Here is an 18,083-nt window from a genome sequence, read left to right as displayed (position 1 = left end):
GGCGGAACTCGGCTGACCTGCTGACGAACGGCACGCTGTTCGTGCGCCTGCCCGGTCCCCTGTACAACCCAACCACCACGATCTCCCTCGGAACGCCGCCACAGCACGCCAGGGCCCCGGTGGCTACGGCACGGCGCTGGGCGACTGTCGCCGTCAGACAGCGTTCTACAGCACGAGTACGACAACGCTGTCCCTTCGTGGCGGGCCCGGCCCAAGCCGGTCAGGGCGCATGGTGACCGACGTACGGGCAGCGCGTCACACTTCTGACCAGTCGGAGGAGGTCGCTGCTGAGATCAGCGGCCGTGAGGTGAGCGGCCACCGCTGCAGCAGGACCGCCGAAGGATCCACCGACAGTGCAGGCGGGCCAGAAGCCGCAGGGCCGCCGACGAGTCTTCTTCCGGCAATCCGCATCAGCCGGAGGAGCAACTGGGCGTCCAGGGCGAGTTCCTGGCCGTCGCGCCGCACCGGCGGTGCCGCCGGCAGCCGCCGCAGCGGGCGGGGCGAGGCGAAGACGGCCCGGAGGGCGGACATGGAAAGGGATCGACATCATGCTTCGGGCTCCGACGCTGGGGCATGCCTGACCGGTCGACCGAGCACATCCGGGCGCGGATCAGCCGCGACCGGTACGGCGATGCGGTGTGAAGAGATGTGAAGAGAGGGGATGCCCTCAGAGGCGGGAAGGGGTCAGTTCTGGTCGAGGCCGCCAGGGATGGGGGCGAGGGCCCAGTCGAGGGCGAGGTCGGCGACGGCTTCCCAGCCAGGCTCGCCGCAGGTGTAGTGACTACGGCCGTCGAAGAGCTTGTACGCGGTGATCGCCTTGGAGCGCTTGGCGTTCTTCTCGTAGTTCTCGCGCTGGACGGCGGGCGGCAGGATGTTGTCGTTGCCGCCGGAGATGAACAGGAGCGGTGCGCGGTCGTCGTTGGCGAAGTCGTAGGTCGTCGTCGCGTTCGGAGTGAAGTTCGCGAACCCGCCCTGGAAGAGGATGCGGCCCGAGACCGGCACGGAATAGCGGTCGTAGACGGCCTTCGACTCCTCCACTGTGAGGTTGTTCGTGAAGGCGTGGTGGAATTCCTTCTCGGTGATCGGCACCGCGCGGCTCTTGTTGGCCGGGTTGTGCAGGACCGGGAAGGTCGCCTTGATCTCACTGAAGGGCAGCGCCTTCACACCCTTCACGGCGGCGCCGTCGATGGACACGCCGGCCGAGCCGTATCCGGCGTCAAGGAGGAGCTGGACGAAGGCCCCGCCGAACGAGTGGCCCATGACGACCGGCTTCGTGTCGAGCGCGTCGATGACCTGCTTCAGCTGGTCGAAGACCTCGGTCACACCCAGGCCCGCCAGCGGGGAGGGGTCGTCGCGAAGGACCTGGACGCCGGCGGTACCACAGGCTGGATGCCGGGATAACCGGGGGTGATCACCTTGAGCCCGCGCTGCTCGTAGCGGGTGACCCAGTTCTCCCACGACAGCGGGGTCATCCAGAGGCCGTGGATGAGGACGACGGTGTCCGTGGCCGCTTCTCGTTCCATGAGTCTCACCCTGTTCTCTCCAGCCCAGGGGACTGTGCCCGCTGCCCGCCGGTTCGTCGCTCCGCCGACCTCGACGGCTGCCGGGTCAACGGCCGCGAGGCTTGCGGCGATCTCTGCCGCCTGCTCCGGCACGACCACCCCGAAAGCCGCGTTCTCCAAGGTCGGGCAGGCGACGCTTTCGGCGCCGTCCAGCGCGGCGTACAGCGGGTGAGGGGGCGAGTTCGGGTAGGTCTCGCCGGTGAGGAAGTTGAGCGAGAGGCCGAAGTGGGTGCGGAAGGACTCGGCCTTGTCGAGACCGTCGATGCTGCCGGGATTCTCCTTGAGGTCGCGGATCTCCTCGCCACTCACCATGTGCAGCCGGGTCGACTGTGCCATCGAGATTGCCTTTTCTGCCTTCGCCCGAAACGTGCGGGGCGGTAGGGATATCAGGGCATCACCTGGTTGCCGTCAGCGCCCCTGCCGGCAGTTGGTATGACGTGGCGAGCGTAAGCGCGCCAACGGGACATGGCCGGGGCGCGGCGCCCTGCGCCGACCGATCGCCCTTCCCGTACAGGCCCCAGTCCCTCCCCGGTCCCGACCTCGGCCCATGGGGCCGAGTACGTGGGGATTCCCCCACTACGTCCGGCGCCGGTGTCAGTAGAACTACGCAGTCGGCTACGGAAACTCGCGGAACCGGCCTGATCGCGGCCTACGGCCGACTTTGATGTGCTCTACGTGGTGAAGGGCCGGTTGCCCGGCAGACCCGGCCCACTGTCAGAGGTACGTCCTACGGTCCTCACTGTGAGTGGATCGATGAGTGAATCCCTTTTTGCTGCTGTCACCCCTGCCCATGGCGGCGACGCCTCGGAGCGGGCAGCCCTGGTCCGTTCCCTGATCGCGGACGGGGCGGATGTCTCGGCGCGCGACGAGCAGGGCGCCACCGCGCTGTACCGGGCGGTGAAGGCCCTGTACAGCGCCGCCGACCCGCTGCCTTGCCTTGAGGTGATACGGGCGCTGCTGGAGTGCGGCGCGGATGTGCACGCCCTCGACAACCGCGGTGCCACCCCCGCCGAGTGGGCCGTGGCCTTGCACGACTCCGATCCGGCGGCCTGGGCGGAGCGCTCCGTGGAGGTGCTGGCGCTGCTCGTCGAGCACGGCGCCCGGCTGGACGGCCCGCTCGGTACCACCGGCGGGTCGTTCGCCCACCACAGCTGCGTGGCCGCGCCGCTCTACGCCTTCCTGCTCGACCACGGCGCACCGACCGACGCGGTCAACGATCGCGGAAACACTCCGCTGCACGCGACGGTCGGCTCGGCGCGACCGGGGCTGGTGAAGCTGCTGCTGGAGCGCGGCGCCGACAACGCCGCGGTCGACGGCCTCGGCCGGACTCCCCTGGGGATCGCGTTGCGTCTGCCGGAGTACAGCATGGAGCAGCGGCAGGCACGGTCGGAGATCGTGACTCTGCTGGAGACTGCGGGTGCCCCGGCGCATGTGCGGTATCCCGTGGTGGAGGGCGGGCCGCTGCCCATCGACATGGAGGCGCTGCGGCAAGCGGCCGGGGTGATGCGGGCCGAGCTGGCCGAGGTGTGCGAGGTTGCTGGGATCCCCGACGACAGCGGCCGGCTCGCTGAGCTTGTGGAGCCGGACTTCGACAGTTACCAGGATCTGGTCTCCGCACTGCGCCACAACTGTCACCCTGATCTGCTGCCCTCGGTGCCCCGACTGTGCATCAGGGTGCTCGGCGAGTCCGGTACGACGCGAACGCTGACCGGTGACCAGCGGCTGGACACGCCGTTCTTCCACCACGGCGATCTGGTGGTGAAGGGCGGCGACTTGGACGTGGTGGCCCCCTTCGTGGTCACCGGCTCGCTGACGGTCGAAGGCGTGCTGGCCGACTGCGGCCCGGATTCGGTGGTGGCCATCGGCGGCGGGGTGACGGCCCGAGGGGTGTTCACGGACGGCGAGATGTCCGTCGACGGCGACATCGGGGCCGACGTCGTCCACGGCTACTACAACGACCAGACGCTCCAGGCGGGCACCATCCGCGCCCGCCTGGTCATCGAGGACGAGCACGCGACGATCGCCTCGGTGGAAGCGGAGCTCCACTTCGACCTGGACGACTTCCAGCAGGGGTACGGCGACGGCGTCCAGGAGCAGTTGCGCGAGCTGCTGGTGGACGAGGTCTTCGCCGTTGACGAGGACGAGGACGAGGGCAGGGAAATGATGGACCGGCATCTGCTGTTCGCCCGGCTCCGCGAGGGTCTGCCGGTCTTCCGCACGGCTGCGCAAGCCGAGGCCCACTGAGCGCATGTACCTGTCGGTCTGGCGGCCCGCCCCAGCCGATCGCGCAGCACACCGTGCCTCGCGCTTCCCCCATCGATTCCGTCTTACCGGACACTTCACCCCACGGAGCAACCACAAATGGCCGATGAAGAACCCCAGAGCAGCCCGTCAGTACCCCCCGCCCTCACCACGGTGCACTCACCGGCGGGGTACCGCGTCATCAGCGCCCAGGAGGCGGAGGAGCGGTTCCGGGTCTCCGCCGATGTCGGCTACCCGTACGCCGAGTTCGCCGACGAGCAGGAGATCCGCCTGTACGAGGGCGGTCTGTATGTCGCGGGTCACCTGGAGCCGGAGGGCGACAGCGACTGGGTGCCGTACAACACCGTCGTGGACGGTGACCTGACCGTCGACGGAGACCTGGACTGGTGGGACGGCCTCGAAGGTAACTTCTTCCTGGTCACCGGGGTTCTGCGGGCGCGCAACGTGCTGCTGTCCGGCTGCCCAGACCTGGTCGTGCGCGGGGATCTGGAGGTGACGTGTGGAGTCTGCGTCTCGGACGAGGACGCCGGCGGTTGGCTCACGGTGTGCGGCCGCACTCGCGCCCGGATCATCATCAACATGTCGTACTTCGGCATGACCTTCGCCGAGCAGCCGCAGGCACTGCTCCTCGCCGACCCCTCTAGTACCAACTGCCCCGTCGATTTCGACGACGGGGAACCGGAGGCCGTCCTGCTGCCCGAGCTCTTCGACGATGACGGCGAGGCGGACGCGCAGAAGATCGAGGAAGCCCTGCGCGAGGGGCGGCAGGTGCTGCGGGCGGGGGTGCGGCCGAGTCACCTGGCCACCTTGGAGGAGCTGGACGCCTTGCTGGACCGGGCGGAGCAGGTGACTGAACTCGACCTGTCCGAACGCAAGCTGAGGCACTTCCCCGAGCAGCTCCTCTCTTTCCCCAACCTGCGGGTCCTCTCCCTGGAGGGCAACGCCGAGCTCAAGACAATCGACCCGCGCATCGGCGAGCTGGCCGCCCTCGAAGAACTCCACCTGGCCGGGACGGGGCTGACCGGGCTGCCCAAGTCCATCGGCCGGCTGCGGAACCTGCGGCTGCTGGACATCTCCGACAACGCCTTCACAGACCTGCCGGACTCCCTCGGCGACCTGGACCGCCTGGAGGTGCTGCGCGCCGCAGAGCTGACCTGCCCGCTCCCCGACATGCTCGCCCGGCTGCACACACTGCGTGAACTGGACCTGTCCCGCCAGCACCAGGGCCGCTACTACTGCGACACCCTGGTCGACTTCCCCCCGATCGTCACCCGCCTGACCGGACTGAGGACGCTCGACCTGTCGTACGTCTGGCTGTCCTCCGTCCCCGACGAGCTGCTGAACCTGACCGAACTGGAGGAGCTCGACCTCACCGGCTCCCTGTCCGCCCGGCTGGCGCGGCTGCCCGACCTGGCCCGGCTGCCACGCCTGCGCGTCCTGCGCATGAACGGCAGCGCCCCGGGCTCCAACCAGCCCCCTCCCAGCCGGGACCTGCTCGCCGGCATCTGGGACATCACCACCCTCGAGCACCTGGAGATCGACCGCTGGGGCAAGGAAACGTTCGACGGCCGGAAGGCACGCACCGCCTTCCGCGCGCTGCCCGACGACGCGTTCACCCACCTGTCGAACCTGCGCCACATCGACCTGTCGTTCAACGAACTCACCACCCTTCCAGCGTCGATCTTCGGACTGCGCCGACTCGATTTCGCGGGCCTGCGGTACACCAAGCTCGACCGGCCCACGCTGGAGCGTCTGCGCGCGACGTTTCCCCGGACCCGGCTCGACCTGCGGGACACCGGCACCAAGGAGGTCGTCCACGACCCGAACTGGCAGGCCGTGCACGCCCTGGTCAGGACCGGCGCCGAGAAACAGGCCGCCCAGGACCACACGGCGGCCGTCACCGCCTTCGAGGAAGCCGTCACGCTCTGCACCCCGGGCACGTGCTACTCCGACTACGACCAGCTCTACGCCCACTACGGCCTGGTCGACGCCCTCGACCACCTCGCCGACAACGCCCCGGACGCCGACCGCCCCGAACCGACCGCGAAGCTCATCCGTTACGCCGAGCAGACACTCGCCCTGATACCCGGCACGATCTGGCACTTCACCGACGAGGGCGCCTTCCAGGAAGAGGTCAAACGCCGCACCGGCAACGCCCTCGCCTGGCATCTGCTGCACAGCGGCGAACCCGAGCGCGCGCTCGCCGCCGTCGGGCAGGCCCTGTCGGTCGCCTCCGCCCCGGAGTACGACTTCGTCCGCGACACCCAGGTCCGCATCCTGCTCGCCCTCGGCCGCACCGACGACGCCTACCGAGTGGCCGACCAGGTCCTCACCCGCGACCCCTCCTTCGGTGACCTCACCGACATCGCGGCCCTGCCCGAATTCGAGTCGTGGCGCCAGGCCCAGCGCACCCACCAGGCCCTCGGAGGCGCCCGATGAACCCCGAACCCGCCACACCGCCTGACATCCGGCCCCTCGACGAACTCGACCAGGTGCCCTGGCCCGAACTCCGCCACGCCTACGGCCCGGCGCGAGCTCGACGTCAAGCCGCAGGAGCCGCAAGGCTGATCCTCTGCCGCCTGCCGCCGCTCAAACTGCCTCGCGACGCATCCAAGGTTTCGTCGACACAGACGGCGAAGGGTATTTACGGGACAGCCCTTGGCGAGTCCGGCCGTTAATTCACTCACATCAGGAGACCAACATGGACACTCGAGATCCACGGTTCAGCGGACTCAGTATTGGTACTGGAGTTGTTCGCTATTCAGACCTCAGCTATTTGATTGTCACGAACGATGCCGCTGTCAGCGAAGGTTACACAGATTCGCTACTGTTCTCTCTGGATCACGGAACTTGGGGCGCCGGCACAGTGGAATGGCCTGCCTGTTCCGGAACGGTCTGCCATGCGCCGGCCGAACGTTACCTGGTGCTGGGCACCGATGGATCGGTACGAGCTAGTGGTGGCGGCGCTGTAAAGGAAGAGGCACCCATCGCAAGCTGCGGAGTGGATCCGAGGAAGCGCGGCCCTCTTCGTGAAGTACGTGGTATCGCGAAAGGTAGAGCCTATGCCGTAGGAACCTGCCGGCAGGCCTATGTTCGTGATGGCGAAGATCAGTGGAAATGCATTGACCAGAGCGCCCAAGTCGGTGACACCCCGATCACCGACACGAGCTTCGAGTCCATCGACGGGTTCAGCGAACAGGAGATATACACGGTCGGTCGGGAAGGAGAGATCTGGAAGTATGACGGTTCCTTCTTCGCTCAGCAGAACAGTCCGACCAACCTGGCGCTCTACAAAGTTCGCTGCGCGTCGGACGGCTTTGCCTATGCCTGCGGCCAGCTCGGCACCTTGCTTCGGGGGCGCGATGACCAATGGGAATTGATCGAGCATGAAAGCACCAAAGAAGACCTTTGGGGCATGGAGGTTTTCGGCGGAAAGCTGTACGTGTCTTCCACCCATTTCGTCTATCGACTCGAGGACGGCAAGCTCAAGCCCGTCGATTTCGGAGACGACGTTCCGCAGACCTGCTATCACCTGAGCGCGGCCGACGGGATCATGTGGTCCATCGGGCCCAAGGATGTAATGGAGTTCGATGGTTCGAACTGGAAGCGGAGTCTGCGAATTGACTGACTCGACTATCCTGGCCTGCCCATGCATCAGGATCGGCGACTGACGAACACCTTCCCATCGTCCTTGACCTACACGGCGAAGAAGCCGGCTTCCTCGCCGCCCTACGAGCTCGTAACACGATCTTGCTGAAACGTCCTGGTAGGCCGTGACCGGTGTGATGATTCGGCCGTTCGTGAGGGAGTGGGTACTCGACCGTGGATCGTGGACGATGAGTTGTGGGTTCTGATCGAGCCGTTGTTGCCGCCGCGGCCGGAGCGGTCGCCGGGGCCGCGGCCGGTGTCGGACCGGCTGTGTCTCCAGGGCATCCTGTTCGTTCTTTACAACGACATGGCCTGGCAACTCCTGCCCCCGGAACTGGGGTTCGGCTCGGGACAGACCTGCTGGCGCCGCCTGGACCGGTGGCAGAAGGCAGGAGTGTTCGACCGGCTCCACCAGGTCCTGCTCGCGGAGCTGAACGCGGCCGGCGAACTCGACTGCAATCAGACCCTCGCCCTGGTCGACGGAGTCCTGCCCGTCGCGGGCCGCCCCGGCCGACCTCGCCGCAGACCTGAAGCTCTGCTCGGTGACAAGGGCTACGACTCCAACGCGCACAGCGACGAGTTGCGTCGCCGGCGGATCCTGCCCGTCATCTCGCGCGCGGCGCTGTGCGGTGGATCGAAGGGCCCTTGCTGTCATTCGGTGCTCAAGGTCCTGGGCCGGGCGGTCCCGGAGGTGGGCACAGTAGGTGACCTGGGCCGGGCGCTTGAGTGCCCGCAGCTCGGCGCGGAGGTCGTCGGGCGCAGAGATGATCAGGGCCTTGAGCTGGTTGATCGCGGCCGTGGAGGCGAGGACCGCACCTTGGCGGGTCGCGAGGAGGACACGTAGTGCTTCACGCTCGCCGCGGAGTCTGGGCTGGATCAGGTGCTCGGTGGACAAGGCGTCCTTTGCGGCGCGGACGGCGTCGAGCATGTCGGTCTTTCGTCCGCCCCGGTTGGCGGCTCGTTTGGGCCGGCAGACCTCGACGACGTGTTCGCCGGCCTGGCCGAGGAAGGACGCGAGTGCGGCGCCGTAGCTGCCGATGCCTTCCAGAGCCCAGCAGCGGCGTCCCGGGACGTGTTCGCGGGCGAAGTCCAGCAGGCGACGGTAACCGCGGGCGTTGGCCGGTGAGTCGGTGCTGGCCAGAACGGCGCCGATGGGACTGACAGCCGCTGCTGCGAGAGTGTCCCGGTGGGTATCGACGCCGATGACGCCGTCGACCTGTTCTGCGAGGATGTGCCCTCGGTTGTTCTCCTTGATGGGCGGACGGCTGTGGTCGGTCGGCCTGGATGGAGTCACCGCGTGGCGGAACTGTGGTGAGTCACGCCGCAAGGCAGACAAGCTGCTGATCAAGCCAACGGGTGGGCCAGGTCGACGCCGATGTCCGGCAGACATCATGAGAGAACGACAGCCCCTGACGGGGCGCCAGTTATGTTTCGAGTCATGCCCGATCATCGGCGCCGAGCCTGGCAGCAACCCATCCCGGGCCGCAGAAGAACTCTCACAGCCCGCTGCTATGAGCGCCGGGCCGTCGTCATCGACGCGTTCTTCGATCTCGCCGACACCGTCATCACCGTCCGCAGCGTGATCCGCCGGGCGTGGGTGACCTACCGCTGGGACGGACGACCGCGCCGCCGCCCGTGACTGCACCCGGCGGTGGCAGGTGATCGTGGTCTCGGTGGGCCGGTGGCTGCGGGTGACCGGCCCCGCCACGGGCCGCCGTATCGGTCCCCTGCTGTCCGGCCGCACCCGACCGGTCACCACGGTCGTGACAGCCGGGACGGCCGCCCCGTCGCCGTCGCCGGCGGCGATGACGGAACAGTACGCGTATGGGACCTGACCACCCACCGGCAGACAGGCCCCGCACTGACCTTCCCCGCACCGATAAAGGCGGTGGCGGTAACACCGCACAACACCCACCTGACCGTCGCCTTCGGCCACGACATCGCGACCCGGTCCCCCACTGACCAACCAGCCCGACCGGCCCGCCCAGTCCATACAGCCCTGGCGGGCCGGCGCGCCCCACAACATGCCCGCCCACCCGCCGGAAACAATCCGGCGAACCCCAACAACACGGACCGCACCCACGGTTCGCCGGACCCACCGCCCCGCACCGGGCCGACGACCACCCACCCGGACGGCCGCAGGAACCGGGGACAGCACGCCCCGTCCAACCGGGCAACAACGCCGAGAACCGCTCCCACAACGGCGAGGACAGTGACAACGGCAGAACAGGCGCCCCCCGGTGATCACAGAGTGTTACGACTCCAGGATCACCCGGAACTGTGCCCGCCCTACCACCAGTGCCGGCTCTACCACCAATCCGCGCGAGTTCTTACGCAGACAGTTACGTGCTTCACTGAGGAAGCCCCCAGCAGCCCCGCAGACAAGATCCGTCAGTTTCACGCCCCCCGCCGCCGTCTCACCGACACGACCTGCTCGACCTGCCGACCCGGCGGGCCGCGGCGGAACGGGTGTTCGCCGAAGCCGCGCGGGAGAGCGCGCTCTGCGGCGCGTCACTGAGGGAGGTGCAGAGCCTGCTGCTCGGCGCCCCGTTCGCCAAGGCCGCGGGTGACGGCGACCGCGCCGCCGAGATGCGGCGCCGTGCCCGCAGCCTGGCAGCCGAGGGCGGGGCGACGCTGCTGGTCGCCATGGCCGACCAGCAGGGCCCCGACCTGCTCGACGACAACGACGGGGCACCGGGCGCGTCCGGACCTGCCGCCGGACTGGGGCAGCTCACCTCGCGTGAACGCGAGATCGCGGAGATGGTCGCCCAGGGCCTCACCAACCAGGCTGTGGCGTCCAGGCTCTGCCTCAGTCTGCCTGCGTACGGTCGAGAGTCACATCGCCCGTGTCTGCCGCAAGACGGGCATACAGTCCCGCACTGCGCTGGCCTCCCTGGTGGCATGCCACGCCGGTGTACGACCGGGCATTGCCCCGCCCTCTTGACCGGCCTTCCTCACCGGCGTGCTCGGCGGGGCACGGATCGCGCGCGGTCGGCCGCCCCGATCCACGGCAGCTGGCCGCCCGGTTGGCTGGCCGGCCCGGTTGTTCGGCCGACCAACCGCCGCAACTTCGCTCTCGTCACTGTCCCGCTGCTCTGTCCCGCCACGTTCGGTAGTCGGCGGTGCCGACGATGCCGGCGAGGCCGCGGAAGCCGGGGCGCCGGGTGAGGATCCGCTCGGTGAGCCGGTACGCGTCGTCGTGGCGGCCCGCCTTGAGGAGCAGCCGGGCCTGGAGGGCGCTGATCCAGTCCCGGGCGGGGTTGTCCGGTTCGCTGCGGGCGAGGGAGGCCAGGCGCTGCCGGGTCGGCGCGTCCAGGGCGCTGAAGTCGACCTGGACGTCCTCGAGTGCGGTGAGCGCGTAGAACGACTCGGGCAGCGTCGTCGGGCGACTGAACTCCAGGTTCAGTACGCGTAGGCGGGGCATACGGGCGAAGGCGTCGTCCGGCAGTGTCAGCGGCGGCCCGAGGGTGTCGTACCGTCCGGTCCGCGGGTCGCGGCAGGTCTCCTCGCCCCAGCAGTCGAGCGCCAGCTCTTCGAGCGTGGTGACCTCCCAGACGCGGTCGAGCAGGTGCGGGGCGGGGGCCCGGTCCGCGTTGCCTGCGTTCCCGTTCATGCGCAGGGTCCGCAGCCGGGGAAGCCGCGACAGCTCGGGCAGACTCTCTACCCGGCCCAGTGCGCCGCCGAGGTCCAGTTCCTCCAGGGCGGTGGCCCGCAGCAGGCCGTCGGGTACTGAATCCAGCACGGCCCCGTACAGGTTGAGGCTGCGCAGCGCAGGCAGCCGGGTCACGATGCGGGGGAACGGTACGAGGTACGGGTCGTTGTCGAGGCGGTCGGCAGGTGCGGGCTGCAGCCCCGACAGGTCGAGTTCTTCCAGGGCAGGCAGCCGGGACAGCGTGTGGGGGAGCGAGCAACAGAGGTCGCGGGCGCGCAGTACCCGCAGTCCGGTGAAGCCGCCGAGCCGGTCGGGCAGGGCGCGGAAGGGGTTGCCGGAGATGTCGAGGACCTTCAGCCGGGGCAGACGCGCGATCGCCTCGGGCAGTTCCTCCAGCGCCATGCCGGAGATGTCCAGCTCTTCGAGGTACGCAAGCTCCGCCAGCCGCGGCAGCAGCCGGCCCGGACTGCTCCGGCCCGCGAGCCGGAGCCTGCGCAGGGCGGTGAAGTCCAGTACACCCTCAGGGTTCTGCCACAGAGCACGATGGGCGGCCAGGTCAAGTTCGGTGACCTGCGCGGCCTCCTCCCGCAGTCGCTCCACCTCCCGCGCCGAGGCGGCCAGGAGCGGGCCCGGGGTGTCAGGCAGCAGGGGCAGCCCGGCCGCCCACGCCGCCTCTATCCGGTCCGCGAGGTCCCAGGCGTCCTCGGCGTCGCCGAGCAGTTCGGGCCGGATCTCCTCTCGCAGTTCCGTCAGGTCCCGCAGGTCTTCCAGATGCACCTCCGCGCTGCGGCCGACCTCCCGCGGCCCTGTCAGTGTCACGGTGAACCAGTCGGCCGTGACCAGTTCCCCGGCCCTGGTGCGCCCAGCCACGGACAGCAGCCTCATCGGCACCGGACTCAACTTTCACCAGCTGTCCCTACTCGGCGAGCGTGGCCTCAGCACCACCGAGGCCGCGGCCACCTTCCTGCCTCAGATGGTTGCCGGGCTCGCCGCCACCCTGCTACTCGGCTGGCTTGCCGACCAGATCTCCGACCTCATCCTGATCATCTCGGTCATGCTGCTGCTCGCTGCCTTGACCGCGGCTGCGGGGTGGGTGCAACCGGGAATCTCCGTGGTGGGCTACAGCCTCGCGCTCGGGGCCGTCGGCCACGGCGTCCGGACGCTTGAGGCCGTCGTTTTCCCTCGATGCTTCGGCCTGGAACATCTCGGAGCAATTCGCGGAGTCGTCCACGCCGTGATGGTCGGTGCTTCGGCATTCGGTCCCCTGGTACTCGCCTTCGGCAGAGAACATTCCGGTTCCTACCGCCCGGTCCTGCTGGTACTCACCGTCCTTCCCCTCACAGTGGCGCTCGCCGCGGCCTTCGTCCGCACGCCCTGCATGAAGAAGCCCTGACGCCGCTGGCCGGACCAAAGAGGGTTCAGAGAGCATCACTGAAAACCGCGCCCTGGTCGCGAGCGACGAACACTTCCCAGGACGGGTTCTCGATAGTGCGCGGGGCACGGCGGTCGGCTCGCCATCGACGCCCCGGTCGGCCTGGCCGCCCTCGAAGACGATGACCACGGACCGCGGACGCGGGCCCTCGCATCCTAATGGCCGGAGCGCCCGCTGCCTCCTGCTTGCCGGACCGTCAGCCGTGCGGGCAAGCACGGTGGCCACACCTCGGAATCTCAACGCGAGCAAGCGGGTCCAACCGCACTCAGTCTTCGATGCCGTCCCCGTACACGACGGCCCTGCCCCTGCCACCGCACCACCCAGGAAAGCCACTAACCTGCAAGAAAAACACAAACGGTGCCATTAGAGGCAGAAGCCGCATGCGACAAACCCCCTCACTCACAACGAAGTTGACACAACCCCAGGCCAGACCCCCACCCAGACCAAAGACACCACAACCCGATCTCACCCGATCCGCGACACCCCAGACCACCCCACACCACAACTAACCACCCCCAGCGTTACGCGGCCTCACCGACGCGCGCGAGGGACTGGTCGACAGGTGCCCGATCGCGCATCCGGTGACGCGGACCCGTTCGAGTGAACGCAGCGCATTAGTGACGTGGCGTTAAGTCTTCTGCTGATCATGGCAATGGGCTGTCACCACATGTGGTGAACGACCCATGCGCCAAGCCACTGCAGAGCGAGGGAAGACATGTCAGATGTTCCGGGATTCCTGCGATTCGCGGAGTCCCACGAATGGGCCCGCCTGGAGGCCGACGGCCTCGTGACCGTTGGGCTCAGCGACTACGCCCAGGAGACGCTGGGGGATGTTGTGTTCGTGGAGCCCCCCGAGGTCGGAAGGGTGTGCGGGGCCGGCGACGCGGTGGGTGTGGTCGAGTCGGTCAAGGCCGCATCGGACACTTACACCCCTGTTGCCGGCGAGGTCATCGCGGTCAACGATGACCTCGCCGCCAGCCCCGAACTGATCAACTCAGAGCCGTACGACGCGTGGATTTACCAACTGCGCCCTTCCGACCGCAGTCAACTCGACAGGCTCCTGGACGCCGCTGGCTACAAGGCATTGATCGGCGAATGATGCCTGCTTCGCTGGGCGCGGCCGGCACCAGGCCCGGCCCGCGCGCGGCCCCGCCGACGCGACCCACTGCTTCCTGGGAGCTCTCGCTTCCCGGACCCGGTAATCCTCGCCCAGTGACCAGGAAATCCTCACTGCTTGTCCAGCACCAGCGCCGGGCCATCACTGCTCATCACCCCATAGAACACCCCCGATCGGCCCGGCCCACGGCACCCAAGGCCGGACACCAGACTGAGAACAATCCCGGACACGGAAGCGAGAACTCCCACTGGTCCGGCATCCAGGGACGCACCTCAACAGCTTCCTGGGCCGGGCATTGCGCCTGGGCCGGTAGATGCAGGTCCGTCCCGGCCTGGCGCTTGCGGCGGGTGTAGCCCGCGCTGGAGCCACCGGCCCTGTCCGTCGTCGAGCAGTTGGCGGCAGGTGAGGAGCCTGCTGCGTGCGGTGAGTCGACGGCGGACAGGGCTGTCCATCAAGCGGCTACCGCTGGGCTGCGTAAATCGGCTGGTTGAAGGCGGCCCATGCGTTGTTGTCCAGGGAGTACCTCCCCCGAGGCACCAGCCGCCGCTGCTGAAGAAGAGGGTGACCGGGCCGCCGAGCATGTTGTACGCGGCAAGCGGCGGCTCGGCTCCTCGTGCCGTTGCGTTGTTGCAGACACTGCCGAAGCGCGGGCTGATCCGCCATTTCTTACCGGTGTAGTTTTTCTTCTCGAAGAAGCACAGGCATCCCGGATCGCACACGGGCGTGATACGGAAGGAGTGCAGGCGGCCGGAGATGTTGTTGCCCTTCCCGCCGGGCTTCACGATCCCGTACGGCGGACCGGTACAGGTCTCGCTGTCGTACACCTGTACCTGGTAGTCGGACCTGTTCTTGAATGAGGCGAGGGTCGACCTCGTACCATCAAGCCAGTTGATCTCCGGGCTGTAGCACCGCCCAACCTGGTCGTTGGGGCCGAACACCTCCCTGAACTCGCCTTCGAAGTCTTCTTCCGACCACACGCAGTAGCTGTCGTATCAGCAGTCTCCCTCCGATGCCTGCGCTGGTGGCGCAGCGGTAAGCCCGGTGGTGGCTGCTGCGACAACGGCCAGGATGAAAGCGGTCAATTTGCGTATAGGTGCCCCTTTGTTTACCGGCGGTGTGAAACAGTCACATTCTGGCTGCGGTCTTCGGTGGCGGGGGCTGCTTTGCTTCGTGGTCATCCGATCGAGCACAGCAGAGTTCGCGGTCGAGACCCGGGTCTGCCGGCTACGGACCGGCCGCAAGCTCGGCCCGGCACGCATCGCACCGATCCTGGGCCTGCCCGTCTCTACTGTTGATCGGATCCTGGTCCGCCTCGGCCTGAACCGCCTGGCCTGACCGGCCCGCCGGCGAGCCGATCCGCCGCTACGAACGCGCCCGGCCGGGTGGCTCTGTCTATTTTGCGGGAGGCGCCTGCGGCCGGGTATCCCCGTACACCGGCTACTCCCCGGAGGTGACGGTCAGCCGTCGCGCGGCGTCCGTCACCTCCGGGGCGATTCGCCCGACCGACTAGGCACTGTCCGGGCGATCATCCTGGCGGTGCCGTGCCCGGCGTTGTCAGTCCCCGCCGTTACTGTTCGGCCATTCACGATCTTCAGGGAGGGTGGCTCGATGGGTGCCAGTGGATGGGACTACGTCACCAGGTACGACGGCGATGTGGAGGCGGCCTTGGGAACTTTGCAGGCCAAGGCTTTTCAGGAGGAGTACGGCGACGGTGGCCGCCACCCAAGCCTGAAGGACCTGCATGCGGACTCGGAGTTCATGGGCACAGAAGGCACCCATACGATCCTCGACATTGACAGGGTTGTGGTCCCGGATGACCTGCCGACAGGGTCCGGTGTTGCTGACTACGGCACCCTGCGCCCTCTGGCACTCAACCGTGTGGCGCACCATTTCGGCACCGACCGCCCGACGGTCGAGGAGTATGAAGCGCTCGCCACCGCTGCCAATGAGGCTGCGAGCCATGAGGAGCATAAGCGGAGCCTCTTCGGCGAGTGCCAGATGCGGTGGACCGGCTACTACGTCGTCCTCTACTCCGACGGCAGGCCGACTCATCTGGGAATTTTCGGATTCTCCGGAGACTAAGGGCTGTCCCGCAATTCCTGGCGGGCGTGCGACGACAGCTACGGCACCTCGCCGCGTTGTCGGAACGTCCACATACATCCAGTATGTAGACGTCCCTCCGCCTTGCGATGCACCGCATCTGACGCCGCACGCTGTTCCACCAGGAATTGCGGGACAGCCCTTAGGACTGGTCAGGCGGAGCATGTGACCGCCTTGAGCATGGGAAAGGACCCGGCAGCTACGGCTCGTGCCATCACGTTGATCCGCTCTGCCTCCCTGTCCGACGTCGCCGAGTATGCCTACGCGGCCACGGCGCCCGCCGAGTCACGCCTGATCTTCCTCGCCGGGGCCTGTCCACTGAACGATGACGGCTCCACGGCAGCCATCGGTGACTACGCGGGTCAGGCCACGAAAACCACCGAGAACATGAAGGCCGCCCTCGCCGCCTCAGGCGCGTCGCTTCAGGACGTCATCAGTACAAGAGTTCTCGTCGCGTCGGCCCGGCGAGAGGACCTGGTGGCTGCCTGGGAGGTAGTCCGGGACTCGTTCGCTGACCATGACGTCCCAAGCACCTTGATGGGCGTCACCGTGCTCGGCTACAAGGACCAACTCGTCGAGATCGAGGCCGTCGCCGCCGTGCTCGAATCTTGAGCCCACTGACACGCTGGGTGGCGCGGGTCCGGAAGCTGCGTGCCGGGCGCACCCCGACTGCGGGCTCTGCGCGGCATCGTCGTCCCCGTCCTGGAAGACGCGCTGGAACGCGGTTCACTTCACCCGGAGTGCGATGGCCTTCGTCAGTGCCATGACGTCGGCGAACTTCCCGCCGTCGTTGTCGGAGGTCACGGACAGCAGCCGGTCACCGACTCGCATGACGACGAGATCCAGGCCGACGTACGCCTTCCGGTCGATCGTGACGCGCACGCCCTCGTCCCCGACACCGTCGGCGGCGCTGACGGTGACCGTGACCGGGTTGTTCAACAGCCCCGCCGAATTGGGCTCGTAGGTCGTTCCGCAGACACCTTCCAGCGACCTCAGCCGACCGAACACCTCCGACGCCCGGCCGGTGGAGTAGGCGCGCACCATGATCCCGACCTCATGGGCGGACGGGTCAGTGACCCCCAGGTTGGCGTACGCGCCCCAGCCACCGAGGGCCGCCTCCGTACCGCTCCGGACCAGCTGGTCGCAGCCGAAGTTCACCGTCGGGCTGGGATCGGCGGACGGCGGCACCGGCTTCGGGCCGCTGTCGTGCTCCTCGAACACGGTGGAGACCTTCCACCCCTCGGGCAGGGTGCGGTTGGTCGGCAAATAGGTCTTCAGGACCGAACCCGGCACCACGTGCGGGTCGGCGGTCGGCGCCGCGGGTGCCGACGGCGACGGGCTGTCGGCGGTCGGCGCGGCGGCCTTCGGCTGCTCCTCCGCCTGCGAGCCGCAGCCGACACAGAGAACGGCCGCGCAGATGCCCCCGACGAACGCGGAGAATCGAGTGGTACTCATCGACGCCTCGTTTTCATGCTGCACATAAAAGCACACTGAGTGACATGTCCACCGCCGAAGCCACGCGTGAATCCGTCAACTCTTCATGAGTATCCCGCAATTGAACTCAGCCGCGCTCCTCATCAGTCGTGGGCATGGCTCCCCTCCCCGGTCGGGGCGAGGAGGGTTCACCGGAACTTCGTGGCCGATCCCGCCGGGCAGGCATCCGCGGCAACCTCGCGCCCGCCTGGCGAACGCCCTCTGGGGCCATGCAAATGCTGCGTGGCACCCAGCCACCCACACCTCGCACAGCCCCAACAACCGCCAGCAGACGACTCCATCGCCAAACAAGTGCATCCCTACGTACCGCTCCCCCGCCCCACGGCCACAGACGACCAGCCCCGCACGACGTCACCGACTCACCGACGTCACCTCTTGGGCGCCCGAGGAGCGGGCCACCGGGGCCAGACCCCAACGCTCCCGGCCGGTAGGACTGGGTTGGCGGCGCCCCCTGAACCCGGGCGGCCTGGCGTCGCGGAATCTGCTGCGCCACAGTGTCAGCTCTGTTGCCCTGTCCGCACCGTGAAGGCTGCGTCCTGCGATGTGAAAACGGCTCCACCTCTGCGAGATGCGAGAGGTGGAGCTGCCATGGTTTCCAGTGGAAACGCTCACACTGTCAGTCGACGAAGTGAGATCTCGGCTTCCGTCAGATCGAAGTTCAGCACGTGAGTCGGGCGCTCCCATGGGTGCCGTATTCACTGAGTCAGGAGGTTGGCCAGGGTGAGTCGATCTTCTGTTGTCATTCGGTCCCGCAAGATCTGGTCAAGAGCCTGAGGGTTCGTCCAGGGAAGGGACGAGGAAGCAACTTGCACGGAG

The 18,083-nt window shown here is 67.8% G+C and carries 14 protein-coding genes and 3 pseudogenes; 11 read left to right on the top strand and 6 right to left on the bottom strand.

Annotation, left to right across the window (positions count from 1 at the left end):
• Nucleotides 1–255: 255 nt before the first annotated feature.
• Together ACGF8B_RS40185 and ACGF8B_RS40180 are read right to left on the bottom strand one after the other, a co-directional pair.
• A complete protein-coding gene (locus ACGF8B_RS40185; RefSeq protein WP_392747660.1) occupies nt 256–531 on the bottom strand; it encodes a hypothetical protein in 276 nt (91 codons plus the stop codon).
• Between the two features lie 153 nt (nt 532–684).
• Nucleotides 685–1,458: an alpha/beta hydrolase gene (locus ACGF8B_RS40180; RefSeq protein ID WP_392747658.1), complete on the bottom strand. Its 774-nt coding sequence runs from the start codon at nt 1,456–1,458 to the stop codon at nt 685–687.
• An 857-nt stretch (nt 1,459–2,315) separates the two neighbouring features.
• Here ACGF8B_RS40180 and ACGF8B_RS40175 point away from each other — a divergent pair.
• From ACGF8B_RS40175 to ACGF8B_RS40160, 4 genes are all read left to right on the top strand, one after another.
• Nucleotides 2,316–3,806 carry an ankyrin repeat domain-containing protein gene (locus tag ACGF8B_RS40175; protein WP_392747656.1) on the top strand — a complete coding sequence of 497 codons (1,491 nt, stop codon included), beginning with the start codon at nt 2,316–2,318 and terminating at the stop codon, nt 3,804–3,806.
• Between the two features lie 117 nt (nt 3,807–3,923).
• Complete coding sequence (locus tag ACGF8B_RS40170; RefSeq protein WP_392747654.1) at nt 3,924–6,263, top strand: hypothetical protein; 2,340 nt, start codon at nt 3,924–3,926, stop codon at nt 6,261–6,263.
• Nucleotides 6,264–6,525: 262 nt separating this feature from the next.
• Nucleotides 6,526–7,452, top strand: a complete 927-nt coding sequence (locus tag ACGF8B_RS40165; RefSeq protein ID WP_392747652.1) for a hypothetical protein — start codon at nt 6,526–6,528, stop codon at nt 7,450–7,452.
• Between the two features lie 180 nt (nt 7,453–7,632).
• A complete protein-coding gene (locus tag ACGF8B_RS40160) occupies nt 7,633–8,316 on the top strand; it encodes a transposase (protein WP_392747650.1) in 684 nt (227 codons plus the stop codon).
• Here ACGF8B_RS40160 and ACGF8B_RS40155 read toward each other — a convergent pair.
• Nucleotides 8,302–8,862, bottom strand: a pseudogene (locus tag ACGF8B_RS40155) (transposase); the annotation flags it as partial. The gene ACGF8B_RS40160 and the pseudogene ACGF8B_RS40155 overlap by 15 nt on opposite strands.
• 60 nt (nt 8,863–8,922) lie before the next feature.
• On the opposite strand from ACGF8B_RS40155, the pseudogene ACGF8B_RS40150 reads away from it, so the two are divergent.
• Nucleotides 8,923–9,111: pseudogene (locus ACGF8B_RS40150) on the top strand (IS5/IS1182 family transposase); the annotation flags it as partial.
• A gap of 950 nt (nt 9,112–10,061) precedes the next feature.
• A complete protein-coding gene (locus ACGF8B_RS40145; protein ID WP_392747700.1) occupies nt 10,062–10,640 on the top strand; it encodes a response regulator transcription factor in 579 nt (192 codons plus the stop codon).
• On the opposite strand, the gene ACGF8B_RS40140 is transcribed toward ACGF8B_RS40145, so the two are convergent.
• On the bottom strand, nt 10,552–11,994 hold the full coding sequence (locus ACGF8B_RS40140; protein ID WP_392747648.1) for a leucine-rich repeat domain-containing protein: 1,443 nt from the start codon (nt 11,992–11,994) through the stop codon (nt 10,552–10,554). The two genes, ACGF8B_RS40145 and ACGF8B_RS40140, sit on opposite strands and share 89 nt — an antisense overlap.
• Here ACGF8B_RS40140 and ACGF8B_RS40135 point away from each other — a divergent pair.
• Nucleotides 11,945–12,517 carry a hypothetical protein gene (locus ACGF8B_RS40135; RefSeq protein ID WP_392747646.1) on the top strand — a complete coding sequence of 191 codons (573 nt, stop codon included), beginning with the start codon at nt 11,945–11,947 and terminating at the stop codon, nt 12,515–12,517. The two genes, ACGF8B_RS40140 and ACGF8B_RS40135, sit on opposite strands and share 50 nt — an antisense overlap.
• Before the next feature lie 754 nt (nt 12,518–13,271).
• A complete protein-coding gene (gene gcvH / locus ACGF8B_RS40130) occupies nt 13,272–13,655 on the top strand; it encodes a glycine cleavage system protein GcvH (RefSeq protein WP_392747645.1) in 384 nt (127 codons plus the stop codon).
• A gap of 290 nt (nt 13,656–13,945) precedes the next feature.
• Here the strand turns inward: gcvH and ACGF8B_RS40125 are convergent, their stop codons facing one another.
• On the bottom strand, nt 13,946–14,650 hold the full coding sequence (locus ACGF8B_RS40125) for a hypothetical protein (protein WP_392747643.1): 705 nt from the start codon (nt 14,648–14,650) through the stop codon (nt 13,946–13,948).
• Between the two features lie 226 nt (nt 14,651–14,876).
• Between ACGF8B_RS40125 and ACGF8B_RS40120 the strand changes: the two are divergent.
• The 3 genes and pseudogenes from ACGF8B_RS40120 to ACGF8B_RS40110 all read left to right on the top strand — a co-directional run.
• Nucleotides 14,877–15,057 (top strand): annotated as a pseudogene (locus ACGF8B_RS40120) (IS481 family transposase); the annotation flags it as partial.
• A gap of 224 nt (nt 15,058–15,281) precedes the next feature.
• Complete coding sequence (locus ACGF8B_RS40115; RefSeq protein ID WP_392747641.1) at nt 15,282–15,755, top strand: hypothetical protein; 474 nt, start codon at nt 15,282–15,284, stop codon at nt 15,753–15,755.
• Nucleotides 15,756–15,953: 198 nt separating this feature from the next.
• Nucleotides 15,954–16,385, top strand: a complete 432-nt coding sequence (locus tag ACGF8B_RS40110; protein WP_392747698.1) for a RidA family protein — start codon at nt 15,954–15,956, stop codon at nt 16,383–16,385.
• 114 nt (nt 16,386–16,499) lie between these two features.
• Here ACGF8B_RS40110 and ACGF8B_RS40105 read toward each other — a convergent pair whose 3' ends face one another.
• The gene (locus ACGF8B_RS40105; RefSeq protein WP_392747639.1) at nt 16,500–17,228 is read right to left on the bottom strand and encodes a hypothetical protein; all 729 of its coding nucleotides are present in this window, start codon (nt 17,226–17,228) and stop codon (nt 16,500–16,502) included.
• Nucleotides 17,229–18,083: the final 855 nt, after the last annotated feature.

This window comes from Streptomyces sp. NPDC047917 (genome assembly GCF_043204345.1).
Classification (GTDB): Bacteria; Actinomycetota; Actinomycetes; order Streptomycetales; family Streptomycetaceae; genus Streptomyces; species Streptomyces sanglieri.
Note: the sequence above shows the minus strand (reverse complement) of the source record. Positions and strands in the feature narration are given on the sequence as shown.

Bases quoted from the DNA above. Each gene is read 5' to 3' on its own strand.
- ACGF8B_RS40185 (WP_392747660.1), bottom strand. From the start codon at position 531: ATGTCCGCCCTCCGGGCCGTCTTCGCCTCGCCCCGCCCGCTGCGGCGG.
- ACGF8B_RS40175 (WP_392747656.1), top strand. From the start codon at position 2,316: ATGAGTGAATCCCTTTTTGCTGCTGTCACCCCTGCCCATGGCGGCGAC.
- ACGF8B_RS40170 (WP_392747654.1), top strand. From the start codon at position 3,924: ATGGCCGATGAAGAACCCCAGAGCAGCCCGTCAGTACCCCCCGCCCTC.
- ACGF8B_RS40165 (WP_392747652.1), top strand. From the start codon at position 6,526: ATGGACACTCGAGATCCACGGTTCAGCGGACTCAGTATTGGTACTGGA.
- ACGF8B_RS40145 (WP_392747700.1), top strand. From the start codon at position 10,062: ATGCGGCGCCGTGCCCGCAGCCTGGCAGCCGAGGGCGGGGCGACGCTG.
- gcvH (WP_392747645.1), top strand. From the start codon at position 13,272: ATGTCAGATGTTCCGGGATTCCTGCGATTCGCGGAGTCCCACGAATGG.
- ACGF8B_RS40115 (WP_392747641.1), top strand. From the start codon at position 15,282: ATGGGTGCCAGTGGATGGGACTACGTCACCAGGTACGACGGCGATGTG.
- ACGF8B_RS40110 (WP_392747698.1), top strand. From the start codon at position 15,954: ATGGGAAAGGACCCGGCAGCTACGGCTCGTGCCATCACGTTGATCCGC.
- ACGF8B_RS40105 (WP_392747639.1), bottom strand. From the start codon at position 17,228: ATGAGTACCACTCGATTCTCCGCGTTCGTCGGGGGCATCTGCGCGGCC.